General features: G+C 64.1%; 18 protein-coding genes. 12 read left to right on the top strand and 6 right to left on the bottom strand.

Translation table 11 applies throughout. From position 1 onward, the window contains the following. Window positions 1-39: 39 nt before the first annotated feature. The 5 genes from otnI to OPV09_RS09960 all read left to right on the top strand — a co-directional run bounded on the left by otnI (window position 40) and on the right by OPV09_RS09960 (window position 3,182). Window positions 40-822, top strand: a complete 783-nt coding sequence (gene otnI / locus OPV09_RS09980; RefSeq protein ID WP_331778833.1) for a 2-oxo-tetronate isomerase — start codon at window positions 40-42, stop codon at window positions 820-822. Between the two features lie 97 nt (window positions 823-919). Beyond that, window positions 920-1,729 carry a hypothetical protein gene (locus tag OPV09_RS09975; protein WP_338681475.1) on the top strand — a complete coding sequence of 270 codons (810 nt, stop codon included), beginning with the start codon at window positions 920-922 and terminating at the stop codon, window positions 1,727-1,729. Continuing rightward, window positions 1,714-2,187 (top strand): hypothetical protein, encoded by a 474-nt coding sequence (locus OPV09_RS09970; RefSeq protein WP_051992001.1) that lies wholly within the window; start codon window positions 1,714-1,716, stop codon window positions 2,185-2,187. The genes OPV09_RS09975 and OPV09_RS09970 overlap by 16 nt, the downstream gene beginning before the upstream one ends. An 84-nt stretch (window positions 2,188-2,271) precedes the next feature. Beyond that, window positions 2,272-2,691 (top strand): VOC family protein, encoded by a 420-nt coding sequence (locus OPV09_RS09965; protein ID WP_034758858.1) that lies wholly within the window; start codon window positions 2,272-2,274, stop codon window positions 2,689-2,691. A 110-nt stretch (window positions 2,692-2,801) separates the two neighbouring features. Then, the gene (locus OPV09_RS09960; RefSeq protein WP_034759509.1) at window positions 2,802-3,182 is read left to right on the top strand and encodes a TraR/DksA family transcriptional regulator; all 381 of its coding nucleotides are present in this window, start codon (window positions 2,802-2,804) and stop codon (window positions 3,180-3,182) included. Between the two features lie 168 nt (window positions 3,183-3,350). Here the strand turns inward: OPV09_RS09960 and phbB are convergent, their stop codons facing one another. Further along, window positions 3,351-4,097: an acetoacetyl-CoA reductase gene (gene phbB, locus OPV09_RS09955; protein ID WP_034758859.1), complete on the bottom strand. Its 747-nt coding sequence runs from the start codon at window positions 4,095-4,097 to the stop codon at window positions 3,351-3,353. A gap of 168 nt (window positions 4,098-4,265) precedes the next feature. On the opposite strand from phbB, the gene OPV09_RS09950 reads away from it, so the two are divergent. Continuing rightward, window positions 4,266-5,132, top strand: coding sequence for a universal stress protein (locus tag OPV09_RS09950; protein WP_072456452.1), 867 nt, complete (start codon window positions 4,266-4,268; stop codon window positions 5,130-5,132). A gap of 20 nt (window positions 5,133-5,152) precedes the next feature. Here OPV09_RS09950 and OPV09_RS09945 read toward each other — a convergent pair whose 3' ends face one another. The 3 genes from OPV09_RS09945 to OPV09_RS09935 all read right to left on the bottom strand — a co-directional run bounded on the left by OPV09_RS09945 (window position 5,153) and on the right by OPV09_RS09935 (window position 8,563). After that, window positions 5,153-5,512, bottom strand: a complete 360-nt coding sequence (locus OPV09_RS09945) for a hypothetical protein (protein ID WP_034758862.1) — start codon at window positions 5,510-5,512, stop codon at window positions 5,153-5,155. A gap of 196 nt (window positions 5,513-5,708) precedes the next feature. Beyond that, a complete protein-coding gene (locus OPV09_RS09940; protein ID WP_338681473.1) occupies window positions 5,709-6,275 on the bottom strand; it encodes a glycine zipper domain-containing protein in 567 nt (188 codons plus the stop codon). A gap of 173 nt (window positions 6,276-6,448) precedes the next feature. Then, window positions 6,449-8,563 (bottom strand): serine hydrolase, encoded by a 2,115-nt coding sequence (locus OPV09_RS09935; RefSeq protein WP_338681471.1) that lies wholly within the window; start codon window positions 8,561-8,563, stop codon window positions 6,449-6,451. A gap of 164 nt (window positions 8,564-8,727) precedes the next feature. Here OPV09_RS09935 and OPV09_RS09930 point away from each other — a divergent pair, with 164 nt between their 5' ends. Next, on the top strand, window positions 8,728-10,389 hold the full coding sequence (locus OPV09_RS09930) for a sensor histidine kinase (protein WP_338681470.1): 1,662 nt from the start codon (window positions 8,728-8,730) through the stop codon (window positions 10,387-10,389). Further along, on the top strand, window positions 10,386-11,075 hold the full coding sequence (locus OPV09_RS09925) for a LytTR family DNA-binding domain-containing protein (RefSeq protein ID WP_338681468.1): 690 nt from the start codon (window positions 10,386-10,388) through the stop codon (window positions 11,073-11,075). Before OPV09_RS09930 ends, OPV09_RS09925 begins: the two co-directional genes overlap by 4 nt. A 4-nt stretch (window positions 11,076-11,079) precedes the next feature. Here OPV09_RS09925 and OPV09_RS09920 read toward each other — a convergent pair whose 3' ends face one another. Together OPV09_RS09920 and OPV09_RS09915 are read right to left on the bottom strand one after the other, a co-directional pair. Then, entirely contained in the window at window positions 11,080-11,952 is an 873-nt protein-coding gene (locus OPV09_RS09920) for a M90 family metallopeptidase (protein WP_338681466.1), read from the bottom strand. Between the two features lie 268 nt (window positions 11,953-12,220). Beyond that, on the bottom strand, window positions 12,221-12,721 hold the full coding sequence (locus OPV09_RS09915; protein WP_223278908.1) for a winged helix-turn-helix domain-containing protein: 501 nt from the start codon (window positions 12,719-12,721) through the stop codon (window positions 12,221-12,223). Between the two features lie 467 nt (window positions 12,722-13,188). Between OPV09_RS09915 and OPV09_RS09910 the strand changes: the two genes are divergently transcribed. The 4 genes from OPV09_RS09910 (at window position 13,189) to OPV09_RS09895 (ending at window position 16,464) form a co-directional block, all read left to right on the top strand. Next, the gene (locus tag OPV09_RS09910) at window positions 13,189-13,425 is read left to right on the top strand and encodes a hypothetical protein (RefSeq protein WP_034758874.1); all 237 of its coding nucleotides are present in this window, start codon (window positions 13,189-13,191) and stop codon (window positions 13,423-13,425) included. Between the two features lie 397 nt (window positions 13,426-13,822). Further along, complete coding sequence (locus tag OPV09_RS09905) at window positions 13,823-14,824, top strand: ABC transporter substrate-binding protein (RefSeq protein ID WP_070304092.1); 1,002 nt, start codon at window positions 13,823-13,825, stop codon at window positions 14,822-14,824. 27 nt (window positions 14,825-14,851) lie between these two features. After that, complete coding sequence (locus OPV09_RS09900; protein ID WP_370385376.1) at window positions 14,852-15,661, top strand: ABC transporter permease; 810 nt, start codon at window positions 14,852-14,854, stop codon at window positions 15,659-15,661. Window positions 15,662-15,672: 11 nt separating this feature from the next. After that, window positions 15,673-16,464: an ABC transporter ATP-binding protein gene (locus tag OPV09_RS09895; RefSeq protein WP_034786306.1), complete on the top strand. Its 792-nt coding sequence runs from the start codon at window positions 15,673-15,675 to the stop codon at window positions 16,462-16,464. Window positions 16,465-16,486: the final 22 nt, after the last annotated feature.

The raw sequence follows: 16,486 nt of genomic DNA, 5'->3' as shown, positions 1-16,486 counted from the left end.
GGCTAGGATAGTGTCCATTGCCCCCACCTGCGTGCCGCCATGCCGAACTTCGCTGCCAACCTCAGCATGATGTTTACCGAACTGCCCTTCCTCGACCGCTTTGCCGCCGCCAGGGAAGCGGGCTTCGATGCCGTTGAATTCCTGTTTCCCTATGCCGTCGAGGCGCGGCAGATCGCCATGCGGCTGGAAACTCACCATCTGCAGCTGGCCCTCTTCAACTTTCCGCCCGGCGACTGGGAGCATGGCGAGCGTGGCATTGCCTGCGACCCGCGCCGGGGCGAGGAATTCCGCAGCAACGTGCAGCTGGCGCTCAACTATGCGCTGGCGCTCGGGGCAAAACAGCTGCACTGCATGTCCGGCATCGTGCCGCCCGGCATGAGCCTGGAGCGGGCGCGGCAAAGCCTGATCGGCAACCTGCAATTTGCGGCCGAAGCCTGCCGTCCGCATGGCATCAACGTGCTGATCGAGCCGATCAACCACCACGACATGCCCGGTTACTTCCTGAACCATAGCCAGCAGGCGGCCGACATCATCGCCGACTGCCAGCGCAGCAATATCTTCCTGCAGTACGACATTTATCACATGCAGCGCATGGAGGGCGAGCTGAGCAACACCATCCGCGCCATGCTGCCCCTGATCCGCCACATCCAGATCGCCGACACGCCGGGCCGCCACGAACCGGGCACGGGCGAGATCAACTACCGCCACCTGTTCAAGCTGCTGGACCAGGTCGGCTACGCAGGCTGGGTCGGCTGCGAATACCGTCCCGCCAGCGACACCGTTGCCGGACTGGGTTGGCGCGAGCAATTGACGGGCGCCTGATCGCAGCCTGCTTGCGCCCGCACAAGGCGGGTAGCGCAGGCCGGCACGACAATACCTTTCCATACAGTATTTCCTGTCGAGAGGTGACGTGTTTGCCATGCCCGCCCGCCATCGCCGCGCTCTTTACCTGCACCTGTACCTGAGCCTCTTCCTGGCTGCCGTGCTGTGTGGCTGCGCCACGGCGCGCCCCGAGCTGGCGCACGTGCGCGCCCTGGCGGCCGGCACCGATGCCTTGAGCGCCTTCAGCGAACTGTCGCAGCGCCACGTGGACAGCTACCAGCGCACCCGCCCCTATCTGTCGCCGGCCGAAGACGCGCGCGAACGCCTGCTCGATGCGCAGCGCCGCGCCGCGCAGGCGGACGCCGCACGCCTGGCGCAAGCCGTGCGCCTGTACCTGCAGGCGCTGGGCCGGCTGGCCGATACCGACGCGTATGACGTACAACCGGAACTGGCCGGTGCCGGCGCCGCCCTCCGCGCCTGGCCGGGCAGCGGCATCGACGACCGCCATGTCAGCGCCTATATCCTGTTGCTGCAGCAACTGTCACGCCTGGGCGGCGGTGCCGGCCAGCAGGCGCACCTGGCACAAGTGCTGCACGATGGCGACGCGCCGCTGCAAGCCTTGCTGGCCGCGCTCGACAGCTTGCTGGCGCTGTACGACAAAAGCGGCGACAACGAGCGCGACATGGTGCTCGGCTTGCTCGACGTGGAAATCGCGTATGCGGACACGCCGCAGCAGCGCCTGCTGACCGTGCTGGCGAAAAACATGCAGCAAAGCAAAACCGAGGAATACCGCCTGGCTGGCTTGCGCCATACCCTGGCGCGCCGGCAACTGGCGGCACTGGGGCGCGAACACGCCCGGCTCGCCGCTACCCTCACCACCACGGAGGCACAATGGACGGATCGGTAGGCAGGAGCAGCAACAGCGAACGCCGCGAAGCGGCCCTCAGCAGCGCCATGCGCGTCGAGCAACTGGCCGACAGCCTGTCGCAGGCGGCCGTCACCCTGCACGGCGCCGTCATGCGCGCCATCCGCAAGCGCGCCAGCCAGGGCGCCGACGGCATCAGCCACAGCCAGGCGCAAGCCGTCTTCGCCCTGGAAGTAGCCTTGCGCCAGCAAGCCAACCAGCTGTATGCCGATGCGGCAGGGCACACGGTGGCAGGGCTGGAGACGGCGCAGCGCCAGCTCAGCGGCCTGCTCGACACGGTACGCCTGCGCATCGCCCGCAACGACGACGTGCGGCACTGGATCAGCCTGGCGACGAGCTTGTTGCACCTGGGCAGCGCCGTGCTCGCCGGCAATCCCGAGCGCATCCTCAGCACCTTGGGCAAGGTGCGTGAGCGGCTGCAAGAGATGGCCCCGGAGTGATTGAAATCGGCCGGCGAGCGCCTATACTGGGACCTCCCCCGCGTGGCAATCGTGCCTGCGGGACGATGACCAGAGGAGACCAAGATGCGTATCGAACCGTATTTGCAATTCAATGGAAACTGCGCGCAAGCGCTCGAATACTACCGCCAGCACCTGCATGGCACGGACCTGTGCCTGATGCCATTCCGGGGCACGCCGGGCCAGGAGCAAGTCAAGGAAGACTGGTATGACAAGATCATGCACGGCTCCGTGCAGCTGGGTCCCACCATGCTGATGGGTTCGGACGGCGGCTGTACCGAGGATGGCGCCAAGGGCATGCACGGCAGCTCGATCTGCCTGACCGTCGATACGCCGGAAGAGGCGGAACGGGCCTTCGACGCGCTGGCGCGTGACGGCACCATCCAGATGCCCATGGAAGAAACGTTCTGGGCCAAGCGCTTCGGCATGCTGAAAGACCAGTTCGGCGTCGCCTGGATGGTCAACTGCCTGAAAGAGCCAGCATAGAACGGCCGCTGCCAGCCTGCGCCGCATCAAACGCGGCGCGGGTGGTAGCGCAAGCAGAGCCGCCAATCTTGGACTACCATGATGGAAGTAACCTCTACCGGGTGATGGCCATGAATGGATTGCCGCAAGACCAGTTGCAGCGCCTGCAGGGCGTGCTGGAGCAACGCAAGCTGGCGTTGCTGGAACAGATCGAGAACGAAGCGGCCGAAGCGGACGCGCGCGCCTCCCTGCTCAATGAAATCGAAGCCTCGCCGGCCGACAACGCCAGCGTGCGCACCTTGAACGCCCTCGTCAGCGAAGCGGCCGAGCACAATCAGGCGCAGCTGGCCATCATCAAGCACGCGCTGGCCAAGTTTGCCGATGGCAGCTACGGCCTGTGCGACAACTGCGGCGAAGCCATCGGCCTGTCGCGCCTGAACGCCCGTCCGGAAGCACGGCTGTGCATCGATTGCCAGACGCGGCTGGAAAAAGCCCGGCGCCCGGTACCGTAAGGGGAGCGTAACGGCGGCACCACAACAAAGGGCAAGGCATCGCTGCCCTGCCCCCTGTACTCCAGCGTAACCGCCATACTGCCTGCCATCCTCCGTCGGCGTCTATGCGCCGGCTGGGTGGACGGGTCTCCTCTACTGCCATTGCCTCTGCGCAAGCTGTACGCTTGCTTAACTCATGTGCTGTCCGCCATTGATGGCGATGTTCGCGCCCGTCACAAACGCCGCCTCGTCCGACGCCAGGTAAGCGACCAGGGCCGCCACTTCGTCCGGCTCGCCCAGGCGGCCCAGGGGAATTTGCGGCAGGATCTTCGTTTCCATGATATCGGCGGGCACGGCCGTCACCATCTGCGTGCGCAGATAGCCGGGCGAGACCGTGTTGACGGTGATGCCGTGGCGCGCCACTTCCAGCGCCAGCGCCTTGCTGAAACCATGCACACCCGCCTTGGCGGCTGCGTAGTTGCACTGGCCAAACGCGCCCTTCTGGCCGTTGACGGACGAGATATTGATGATGCGGCCCCATTTATGTTCGAGCATCGGTTCGAGCACCTGCTTGCTCATGTTGAACAGGCTGTCGAGATTGGTACGCATGACCTCGGACCAGTGCGGCAATTCCATCTTGCGCATGCTCTGGTCGCGCGTGATGCCGGCGTTGTTGACGAGCACGTCGATGCGGCCGAACTGCGCCAGCACGCTGGCCACGGCCTCGCTGCAGGCAGCGAAATCCGTCACGTCGATGGCCAGCGGATGGAAATAATACTGCTGCGCCTGCTGCTCGTCGAGCCAGCTTGCCACCCGCGCATTGTCCGGCGTATGCGCGGCCACGACGGCAAAGCCCGCCCCATGCAGGCGGCGGCACAAGGCCGTCCCCAGGCCGCCCATGCCGCCCGTGACCAGCGCTACCTTTTGTTCCTTCATGACTGTCTCTCCCCGCTTGTTATGGTTGTTCTGCGTGGCATCAAGTGTAGGAGCAGTTTTTATTGCCAGCCTTGCGCCAGATCAAGTGCTCAGCCTGATGCAGTCGTGCGCGGCCGGCACCCCGGACTGTGCCAGAATGGCCGCTACTGCACAGCGAGAGGACAAGCCATGACGTACAAGACCGTATTGCTCCACATCGACGACAGCGCCGGGCGCGCCGCCCGCATCGAAGCGGCGGCCAGCATCGCCCAGGCTTGCGGCGGCCACCTGACGGGTGTGGCGCTGACGGGCGTGTCGCGCCTGCTGTACCAGAACCAGCCCGACCTCGATGCCGACCCGAACCTGAGCTTGCACCTGAACTTCCTGCGCGACCGGGCCACGCACGCCCTCGACGGTTTCGAGGCGCAGGTGCGCGCAGCCGGCGTCGCTTCGTTCGAACAGCGCGTGCTCGACGACGAGGCGGCGGGCGGCATCAGCCTGCTGGCCCGCTATGCGGACCTGGTCGTCATCAGCCAATACAATGCCAAGGATAAATCGCCGTCCGTGATGCGCGACTTTCCCGCCTACGTGCTGCTGCATTCGGGACGTCCCGTGCTGATCGTGCCGTATGCGCCGCCGCTGCCCCTGCTGGCGCCGCCGGCGGCCGCGCGCAATGTACTCATATCCTGGAACGCCAGCAAGGAAGCGAGCCGCGCCGTGAGCGCCGCCCTGCCCCTGCTGCAGCGCGCCGGCCAAGTCCACGTGGCTATCTTCGACGCCCAGGTGCATGCCGCCGAGCACGGCGAACAGCCGGGCGCGGAACTGACGCAATACCTGGCGCGCCACGGCGTGGAAGCGCGGCTGCATTTGCTCGATGGCGGTGGCGTGCGGCGCGGCGATATCGGCGAAGCGCTGCTGTCGCAGGCGGCCGACCTGTCGGCCGACTTGCTGGTAATGGGGGCGTATGGTCATTCGCGCCTGCGCGAAACCATCCTCGGTGGCGTCACGCGCACAATTCTGCAAAGCATGACGATCCCCGTGCTGATGGCGCACTAGGGTGTATTGAAAGCGGCGGGCTAGCCGCCCTGCCAGGGCTGGCTGCGGATCTTTGCCACCTGGCGCTGCGCCAGCCACTGCCACAGCTGCAGCGCGTCGTCCTGCGGCAGGGCCGACATGTGGCGCGGACTGGCCAGGGCGATTTCGCAATCGCGGTCCGACCATTCCTCGAAAGTGACTTCGCCTCCGCTAGCGACCTCGACCTGATACATCAAGCCATCGTCGTAACCAAAACGCAACAGGACGGCGGCCGGGCTGCCATCCTGCGCCACGGCTCCGCCGCGGTAGACCTCGGCCAGCGCATCGGCCAGCTGTGCCGGCGAGGGCGCGCAGATGTCGCGCCCATCGGCCCGTGTCAGAATGAACCATGCCTGTGTCATGACGCGACCTCCTATTCATACCCGTTAGCATGCGAGGCAAGTACTACAGGCAGTCACCTTGGTCCAGTGTCACTTCGGGCGCGCGGAAACTATCCCTGTCGGCATTGTTTACCAATAATTACGAATACTAACAAGGATCATACCTAAATTTCATGCAGCGCGGAATTTATGCATATTCCGCGGCTGGCGCGCCGATTCACGCCACCAGCACGGGTATGCTGAGTGGATCGAAATCCAGCCAGTCGCCATTGGCGATCGTGCCTTCCGCTTCCTCGATGTGCTCGGCGCCGAGACGGTGCAAGGTCTCGAGCGCCCGTTCGCGCTCCTCAAGGCCACCGAGCGCGACGGCGATCAGCATGCCCGGATGGCGGGGCTGGCGACGATTTTCGCCATTACCCTCGCCATTTGCTTCGGGTTCGCCCGCGTCTTTCATTTTATTGAAACTGTAGAGCGAACCCACATGGGCGCCCACGAGCGCCCCCACCACCGGGCCCAGCGGCCCCGTCGCCAGGGTGGTGGCCGCGCCGATGCCGGCACCGACGGCGGCCCCGACGGCCGCGCCTTCCACTACGCCTTCCGGCGTTTCCTTGGCCCCAGGCGACATGTCGCGGTCGCCGCCAAGCGCGTGCAAATCATGCTGGCCCGGCTGGTTGACAAAGAAGGAACTGATGCGGCTGTCGGGAAAGCCCGCCTGGTTCAGGGCCGCGCGCGCGGCGTCGATCTGCTCCTGCAACTGAAAATGACCTGCGATGATGCGTGACATGATACGGCCCTCCTGGTCGGCTGCTGGCGCACCGTGCGCCGCTACGATAGCGTGCGCTTGCCGCCGGCGAAATACCGTTCGCTTGCGCACACAGCCGCCAATCATGCGGCTGCGCCGTACGGGCTACGGATATCGGACAGGAATTGTTGTGCGCGCAAAGCCCATTAGCTGTTCTAAGGCGCCAGCGCCTTCGTCTCGCCAGCGAGGCGGAGGATCGCCGCTTTTGCGCCCACGGCGCCCGGATAGCGGGGATCGAGCCGCAGCGCCTGCCGGTAGGCCTCGACAGCCTGCGGGCGCAAGCCTTGCTCGACATAAAACTCGGCCAGGCTATCCTGCAGATTCGCGTCGCGCGGATGCAGGCGGACGGCCGCCTGCAGCACGGCCATGCCTTGCGCCACGGCGCCGCTGCCTTTCAAACGGTAGGCTTCCAGGTTCAGCGCCGCCGGGTTGGCCGCACCGAGCGGATCGCGCTCCAGCGCCAGGCGCAGGGCGGCGAGGGCCGCTTCCGTCTTGCTTGCGCGCAGCAGGGTCAAGCCTTGCAGCGCATGTGCGCGGTCGCTGAGCGGATACAGTTCCACGGCCAGGCGGCTGGCCGCCAGCGCCGTATCTATCTCGCCGCGCGCGGCCGACGCTTGCGCCAGTTCCTGCAGCTCGGGCACGAAATCGGGATAGGCGCGCTGGCCACGGAAGGCCGTGCGCAGCTGGCTATCGAGCGCGGCGATGGATGGGGCCGCGGCCGGCCAGGCGATGGCGGCCGTGCGGTCCCAGCTGCCGGCCAGGGTCATGATGGCTTGCTCGAAGGCAGGGTCGAAACGGGGCAAGGCGCCGGCCTTTGTTCCTTGCGACAACAGGACATAGTCGCGCGCAAACGCCAGCGCGCCGCCGCGCGCGTATTGATTCAAGTCGACGCCCGACTGGCGCAACTGCCCGGCCATACTGGCGCCGGCCGTGAGAAACACGCGGCCGCCTGCGGGATGGCGGGCCGCGTCGATGAAGGCGCGCGCCGCCCTGGCATCGGGCGCCAGCGCTTGCCGGTTGATTTGCGTAAATGCTTCGCGCGTGGCGGCCGCCTCGGCATACGGCTGATCCGTGCGCTCCGCGTATGACCTGCCCTCTTCGAACAAGCCTTGCGCCACCTGGTACGCGCGCTGCGCGCCCGCATCGGCGATATACGTGTTCAGCTGCCACGCTTCGCCCGTGACCACCTCGAACAGGCGCTGCACGAACGCCTCGGGATTGACGCGCTCGAGATTGGCGGCGACGGCAATGGTGAGCTTGCGCGAGGGAAAACTGTACAGATAGGTGACGGTCTCCGGCTGCTGGCCGCTGTGGGCAATCGCGTAGCGCCCGCCCGTCGGGACGACTTCCCAGCCCATGCCATAGTCCGTCAAGCGGCCGGCGCGCGTGGCCATCGGCTGCACCATGGCGGCCACGCTGGCCGCCGAGAGTATCTTGCCTTCATGCACGCCCCTGCCGAACGCCAGCATGTCGGGCACGCTGGCGCGCGTGCCGCCGGCGGAAAAGCGGCTGCTGATGTCGACGAATTCCGCATTTTTCCACTCCTTGCCGGCCAGCCGGTAGCCGCGCACGCGATGGGCGATCACGGCGTCGGGGTCATCCATCACGATCGTGTCCATGCCCAGCGGCCCCCATACGTGGCGCCGCATGTAGCCGCCATAGCTTTCGCCCGAGGCACTCTCGATGACGGCACCCAGCAGGTTGTAGCCGTAGCTGGTGTAGCGAAAGCGCGTGCCCGGTTCGGCGATCAGGTCGAACTGCTCGAAGACGGCGATGGACTGGCGCGTATCCTTGTGCTCCTTGAAGTGCTTCTCCGCCTTGCTGTTACGGTAGGCGTCGATGCCGCCCAGGTGGCCCAGTAACTGGCGCACCGTCACGGGAAACGGTTTGACGGGGAAATACGGCACATACGTTTGCACGGGCGCATCCAGGTCGATCTTGCCCTGTTCCACCAGTTGCAGGATGGCCACCGCCGTCATGGGCTTGGTGACGGACGCGAGCCGGTAGCTGGACCGGGCTGTGGCCGGCACGCGGTTTTCCAGGTCCGCATAGCCATAGCCTTTGACCCATTCCACGTCGCCCTGGCTGAACCCGACGGTCACGCCCGGGATGCGTGCCTTGTCCATGCGCTGGGCGACCCAGCCGTCGAAATCGGCCAGGCGCGCGGCCAGAGCAGCGGAAGGAGCGGATGAGGGAGCGGCGGCGGCTTGCGCCGCGCCGCAGAACAGCGCCAGCGCGCCGGCGAAACCGTAGTATTTGCTGCTTTGCATAATTAATATTCCATGGTGAGGGCCGTGTCCACAGCACGGCGCTGATGCATGGTAAGTGTCTTTTACACACTATTGGCGGGCCGTGCACGAAATGCACGTGGCCCGCATGAACGGCACCGAAGTGGATGAAAATGTTGCAAAGGGTTGGCAAATGAGCAGCTACAATGCCCGCCATGCCCTCCTGCTTCCGCTACCTGCTGCTGTGCTGCCTGGCCTTGCCCTCTTTCGCCATGGGCATGGACAGGCTATCGCTGGCCGAAGGCTGGCGCGCCTGCGGCACAACCAGCACCACGCCCGCCGCCTCGCTGTACCAGTTGCTCAAGCCGGGCCTGCTGCTGTGCGTCGAGCGCGACCTCACTGTGGCCGCCACGCCCTCGTCGACGCAGCTGCTGGTGCTGTCGGCGCTGGCTTCCAGCGAAGTCTGGCTCGATGACATATTGATCGGCAGCAATGGCCAACCGGCCCGCCAGGCCAGCGGGGAACGCGCGGGCGACATCGATTTCGCCATCCACCTGACGCCACGGCAGTTGGCCATGGGCAGACATCACCTGCGCCTGCTGCTGTCGACGCAGCAGGCGCCTGCCCGCCTGGCGTCGCCACTGTACGCGCTGTACCTGGTCGACCGGCAAGGCTACCGCGCGGCGCTGGCCTGGTACCGGCTGCCGCCGCTGCTGCTGGCCGGGGCCTTGGGTGCCGTCGCCCTGCTGTTTCTCGCCTTGACGGCGCTGTACCAGCGGCAGCGGCACTGGGCCATGTTTGCCGCGCTGTGCCTGGTGGCGGCGCTGCTGCTGGTGGTGGAACTCTGGCGCAGCGTTGCCGGCTATGCCTATCCCATGCATTTGCCGCGCCTGTACGCCGTCAGCGCCCTGACCTGGCTGTTTTCCGCCTTGCTGCCCCTGTATTTTTATACGGCATACCGGCTGCCGCGCTGGCCGCTGGCGGCGGCGGTACTGCTGGCGGGCATCGCGCTGGCCGGCGCGCTGCCCGCGCATTTCGACTCGCGCTGCTGGTCGATGTTTCTGACGGGTCTGGCAGCGAGCCTGGCGCTCAACCTGGGCGCCCTGTGGCGCCGCCTGCCGGGCAGTCTCGGCGGCACCTTGATCGCGCTGGCCTCGTGCGCCCTGTTCCTGCTGACGGGCAGCCAGTTTGCCGAAGGGGGCTTCGCCCTCGTCGTGTGCTTCATGCTACTGCCCCTGTGCGCGCAACTGCTGGCCCAGCTGCTGCGCGAACGCAGCAAGGCGGCACGCGCCCAGCAGCTGGAAAACCAGCTCTTGCGTAAAAGCATGCAACCGCATTTCCTGATGAATTCCCTGAGCCTGATCAGCGAACTCAACGCGCAATCGCCGCAGGCGGCCGAAACCTTCATCGAGGCACTGGGCGCCGAGTTGCGCATGCTCAACGAATTCGCCCAGCAGCCCAGCATCGCCCTGACGCAGGAACTGGCCCTGTGCGAGAACTACCTGAGCATCATGGGCACGCGGCTGCAGCAGCAATGCAGCCTGCAGCTCAATGGCGAGGCGGCGGGCATCACCGTGCCGCCCGCCACCTTGCTGACGGCGCTGGAAAATGCGTTCAGCCACAACCGCTACCGCCATGGCGCGGTCTTTATCCTGAGCATCGCACAACGCGCGCAAACGCACGTGCTCACCCTGCTGCTGCCCGAAGGCGAGGCGCGACCGCATGCGGGCAGCGGCGTGGGCGAACAGTACATCCGCGCCAGCCTGCACGCCGTGTTTGGCGATGCGGCCCGCTATGAGCGTGAATATGCGAGCGAACAGCAGCAGGCTGGCTGGCGCCTCACGTTTACCTTGCCGGCGGCGCCATGAATGTGTTGATACTGGAAGATGAACCGCTGATCGCGCAAGGCCTCGAACGCGAGGTGCGCGCGCATTTCGGCGCGCGCCTGACGGCGCTGGTGCTGCATGACAATGTCCCGCAAGCGCTGGCCGCGCTGGCCGAGGAACAGGTCGACTTGCTGCTGCTGGACTTGAACCTGCATGGCGCGGACGGCTATGACTTGCTGCGTCTGGCCCAGACAGCCCCGTTCCAGACCATCATCGTCTCGGCCCACGCGGAACGCTCGATCACGGCCTTCGAGTTCGGCGTGCTCGACTTCGTTGCCAAGCCTTTCAGCCGCGAGCGCCTGCACAAGGCGCTGCAACGCTACACGGGACGGCATACGGAAGCGGCCTCGCTGGCCGTCAAGAAACGCGGCGCGCTGGAATGGATCGCCATGGCCGACATCGACCATGTGCAAGCCGATGGCCACTACAGCAATATCGTGCTGCGCAGCGGCGAACAGTGTTTTCACGACCTGGCCATCGACAAGCTCATGGCCCTGCTGCCGCCCCACTTCCTGCGCGTGCACCGCTCCTACATCGTCAACAGCCTCGGTTTCAAACGGCTGCAGATAGCGGCAGGCGGCAAATACGCGCTCGACACGCAAACCAGCACGGGCATACCCGTGTCGCGCAGCAGTTATCCCGCGCTGAAACAGCGGCTGCTGGGCTGAATACTTACCAATGTGCCGCGTAGTTGGGAAACGGCGAGGCCATGTGCTCGGGCTCCACGGGTGGCGCCATCCAGTCGCGCGGGTCGACCTTGTAGTACTGCAAGAATTGCGCGTACAGTTCTTCGTGGTGCTCGGCCATCTGGTACGGTTTTTCAAAGAAGGTTTCCGTGGCCACGGCAAAGAATTCGGCGGGATTCGTGGCGCCGTAATGGTCCATCACGCTGTGCTGCTGGTAGATGGCGTCGTGGCGCAGGTTGTCGAAGTCGCGCGACAGCACGGTGGCCCAGCTGCGGTAGCTCGACACGCTGGGCAAATACGGCGCGCCATTCGCGGCGCCCGATTCGCTGTCGAGCTGGTGGGCAAATTCATGCAGCACGACATTGTGCCCATCGGTCCAGTCGGCCGCGCCGCGCTGCACATGGTCCCAGGCCAGCACGACTCTGCCATCGCCCCAGGATTCGCCCAATAGCCCATTGGCCGATGGCGTCACCACGCCGCCCGGCCCCACTTCATCGCGCGTGACGATGAATTCCGTGGGATACACGAGGATGGTGTCGAGTTCCGGATACACCTGCGTCTGGCGGTTCAGCAGCAGCAGGCAAGCCTGGCCGGCGATGGTATAGCGCATCTCGTCCGTGATCTCCAGGCCGCCGCAACCGACGAATTTCTTCTGATACAGGAATTGCACGACGAGACGGCGCAATTGTTCCTGCAGCGGCGCCGGCATGCGCGGATACACGGGAATATTCTTTTCCAGCACGGCCAGGCCTTCAGCCGGCAAGGGCCTGGCCAGGGCCCGCTTCAAGCGCCAGCGGGGTAACCACAGCGAAAAGACGATGGCGGCCGTGACGAGGGCGATCCACAGCAGCGGGTTCATGCGAAGTCCCGTTTCAGGCAAGGCAGTGGCAGACACGATAACGAGGCGGCGTAGGCAGACAAGGACAAGCTCCTTCAAGTGAACCCGCGCGTTGCGGGCAGCAGTCCAGCCCACATGGGGATGCTTGCAGTCTTTTCAATCAGACGACATGAAACGGCCTGTCCCAACGCCAAAAGCCGGGTTGCAACCCGGCTTTCGACATGCATCTGAGAATCAAAACCACAAGCATTCCGCCCGCCGGCCGCCAGGCGGCCGCTCAGACGCGTTTTTACTCGGCAGATTTTTGCTGCGGCGCTCCGAACAAGGCTGCCACCAGCGGATCGCGCGTCACGGGACCGCGGTTGACGCGGATGGCGTAATGCGTGTCATCGGCCAGGATGTGGAAGTGACGGCCGCTGCCTGCCATGCTTTGCTCGCGCAGGCCGGGACGGTCCTTGCGCGGTGGCGCGCCTTCGCGTTTTGGCTGGACGATGGCGGCCAGGAAGGCGCGCACGCGCTCAGGATCCGGCGTCAGCTGGTACACTGCCTTGCCCAGGTAGGTGGCGGTGCCTTCGATGTAGCGGGCCAGTTCGATCACGCCCGCTTCGCGCAGGTCGCGGATGTATTTGCGGGCGCCCGATGGCGAAAACTTGAGGAACCAGGCGATTTCGTCTGCCAGCATCTCGTGCAGCGACAATTCGCCGATCAGCTTTTGCATGTTTTCGATGCGGCGCAGGGTGGCCGACGTCGAACGCACGCGCTCGATCGGTGCCATGGAAATGGGATTCATGCGTTCCGGGGGGATGGGTGCTGCGCGTTCTACCATTTGCGAGCCTTTTTCGGGGCTACGAAGTTCCTGGTGCGCTGCCTTTAATTCGCTCTTCACGTGAGACTGAGTCATTGCATGCATTTGAATACTCCTTTTAAACGATTGCCGGTAGCCCGGATTGTTAAGTTCTTGGCAATTTTTATACCAGAACGCAACGAATCCTGAGCGTCTGGACACAGAATGCCATCCTGATCCTCACTGGTCTGTGCGTTAACGAACATTAGAAGCAAGAAAGTGAAAAATATTGCCTTGTTGAATTATTTCTCTCAATGCATCTATAAAAGACATCTAAAAACCGTGCGCTCGCATACGCGCACAAAGTGAAATAGCGAACAGAAGCGTCGCCATCCTTGCAATAAATTCAAGCTTCGCGCGCGGCACCCGCTGCCCGCATCGCGCCAATCTTGATACTTTGCAAAGGAACCATCATGAATATGCCCAGTCTGCTGGCCGCCGCCGCCCTGATCACCTTGTCCGCCTGCAAAAAACCGGCCGACGCGCCGCTGCCCGAAACGGCGCCCAACCCCGCTTCCGCCCCCCAAGTGATGCCGCCACCCGTCGCGCCAGCCACGCCGGAAGCCGGTCCTGGCAGCACGACGCCGCCTGCCCCGCTGACGGACCCGGCCACCGCGCCGGCACTGCCTCCCGCCACGGCACCGAAGTAAGCCCGGCAGACGGAGCCCATCCATCAGGCGCCCGTGCGGCGCCGCCCCTACTCCACGGGGGAGTTACGCGTTGCCAGCCTGTTTGCAACGCGTTTTTTTACGATTGGAGTCGGTCGCGCCATGAAGGTTCACCTGCTGTGAGCCCGCAGCCGACATCGAACCCGCCCGTCAAAATGCGGCAATCCGCACAGTCTTTCCCCTCGCCGTGCGGAAAGGCGGAATCTCGCCATTTCCCAATTTCAATAGATTCAAATTAAACCTTTATAAACAATCACTTGCAATAAACGCCAAAATGCGCTCCACTGGCACGGAAGATGCTTTTATATTTTCATAGCCGCCATCAGAGCGGCGGCCTGACCCACTATATAAAAACCATCTACCTTTTGGAGACAACAGCATGGCAAGCACCTTCCGCATCTCGTCCTTCCTCAACACCAAGGCACTGGCCGTGGCCGTCGCACTGGCCGCGCAATTCCCGCTGGCCGTCCACGCGGCCGATACCGTACGCCTGGGCAACCTGAAATTCGCCCATTACGGCGCCGTCGCCTACATGAAGGAAATCGCGCCGAAATACGACCTGAAGATCGAAGAGCGCATTTTCGCCAAGGGCCTCGACATCGTGCCGGCCATGATCGCCGGCGAAATCGACGTATCCGCCAGCGCGCTGGAAGCGGCCATCACGGGCCGCGCCACGGGCTTGCCCGTGTACCTGGTGGGCGGCTTTGCCAAGGGCGGCGTGCAGATCGTCGGCCGTCCCGACCTGAACATCAAGGGTATCGCCGACCTGAAAGGCAAGAAAGTCGGCGTCACGCGCGGCGGTCCGCAGGAAATCCTGCTGTTTGCCGAATTGACCAAAGCCAAGCTGACCTGGTCCGACAAACCGGGCAAGGACGTGCAGATCCTGTACATGGGCTACCCGGACCTGAACCAGGCGCTGCTGACCAAGGATATCGACGTCATGAGCCAGTCCGAGCCGTACTCGACCCAGGCCATCCACAAGAAATATGGCGCGGCCATCATCAAGCCCTACGACACGCCGCTGGGCGAGCCCGTGCGCGCGCTCGTGATGACGGAAAAAATGTACAAGGAAAAGCCGGCCGTGGCCCAGCGCTTCATGGATTGCTTCGTCGCCGCCACGCGGGCATTTTTGGCCGACCCGAAACTGGCGGAAAAATACGTGCGCGAATCGATGTTCAAGAACCAGATCACCTCTGACGATTACCGCGACGCCATCGACAACGCCATCTTCACGGAAGACATCACGCAAAGCCACGTGCAGCTGACCACCGACTACATGGTGAAATTCGGAGTGGGCCGCATGGCCAAAGCGCCTGCCGCCAAGGATTGGGTCAAGCTGGATCTGCTGGAAAAAGCCAAGAAGTCCTACGCACCTCGCTAATCTGAAAGTGTCACGATGAATATTCAAATGATGAAACGCTTCGCGCACGGCGCCGCCGTGCCCGTCGCCGTGCTGCTGCTGTGGCAAGCCATGTCCACGTTCGGCTGGATCAACCCGCAAATCCTGCCCTCGCCCGTCGCCGTGGTCGTGAAGTGGTATGAATACCTGATTCCCATGGAAGCGTACACGCCCGAAGCGGGCAATTACCTCGTGTGGATGTTCTCCGGCGAATTGCCGCACGACGCCTGGGCCAGCCTGTCGCGCGTGCTGGGCGGCTTTGCCATCGGTGCCGGCCTGGCTTTGCCGCTAGGCTTGCTGATGGGCACCAACAAGACCATCTATAAACTGTTCGACCCGCTGGTGCAGGTGCTGCGCCCGATTCCGCCGATCGCCTACATTCCGCTGGCAATCTTGTGGTTCGGCCTGGGCAATCCGCCCGCCTTCTTCCTGATCAGCATCGGCTCCTTCTTCCCCGTGCTGATGAATACCATCGCCGGCGTGCGCCAGGTCGACGGCATCTATATCCGCGCCGCACGCAACCTGGGCGCCAGCCAGATGACGATGTTCCGCCGCGTCATCCTGCCGGCCGCCACGCCGTACATCCTGGCCGGCGCGCGCATCGGCATGGGCACGGCCTTCATCGTCGTGATCGTAGCGGAAATGATCGCCGTCAACAGCGGCCTCGGTTTCCGCATCCTGGAAGCGCGCGAGTACTTCTGGTCCGACAAGATTATCGCCGGCATGTTTACCATCGGCCTGTTCGGCCTGGCCATCGATATCGCCATGAATGCCCTGAATAATCATTTGCTGCAGTGGCACCGCGGCCTGGAACACTGAGAGGAACGGCCATGACCACGATCAATATCAATGCAGTCAATAAAATCTTCACCACGGGCGGCGCGGACGTCATCGCCCTGAAGGACATCAACCTGGAAATCGCCAGCGGCGAATTCATCTGCCTGCTGGGACCGTCCGGCTGCGGCAAGTCGACCCTGCTCAACGCCATCGCCGGCTTTTCGCAGCCGACGTCGGGCCAGATCCTGGCCGGCGGCAAGCTGATCACCGAGCCCGGCCCCGACCGCGGCATGGTGTTCCAGGAATACGCGCTGTTCCCCTGGATGACCATCGAGAGCAATATCGCTTTTGGCCTGGAAATCGCCGGCAAGACGCCGGCCGAGATCAAGGAGCGGGTCGACATGCTGCTGAGCATGCTGGGCTTGACGGAATTCCGTGCCCGCTACCCGAAAGACTTGTCGGGCGGCATGCGCCAGCGCGTGGCCATCGCCCGCGTGCTGGCCCTCGATTCGCCGATCATGCTGATGGATGAACCGTTCGGCGCGCTGGACGCCTTGACGCGACGCAACCTGCAAGATGAATTGCTGAAAATCTGGAAAGTCTTCGGCACCACCATCGTGTTCGTCACGCACTCGATCGAGGAATCGATCTACCTGGCCGACCGCACCATCGTCATGACCTACCGTCCCGGCACCATCAAGCGCGACGTGGCCATCGACCTGCCCCGCCCGCGCGACCCGAGCGACCCCGAGTTCAACCGCCTCAAGCGCATGCTGGGCGAGATGGTGATGGAAGAGCAGCAGCGTCATCACAATGCCGAAACCATGGCCAGTACCGCCGATTGAGGGAGCTTGATTAAGCGACCGC

Source organism: Janthinobacterium sp. TB1-E2 (genome assembly GCF_036885605.1).
Taxonomy (GTDB): Bacteria; Pseudomonadota; Gammaproteobacteria; order Burkholderiales; family Burkholderiaceae_D; genus Janthinobacterium; species Janthinobacterium aestuarii.
Note: the sequence above shows the minus strand (reverse complement) of the source record. Positions and strands in the feature narration are given on the sequence as shown.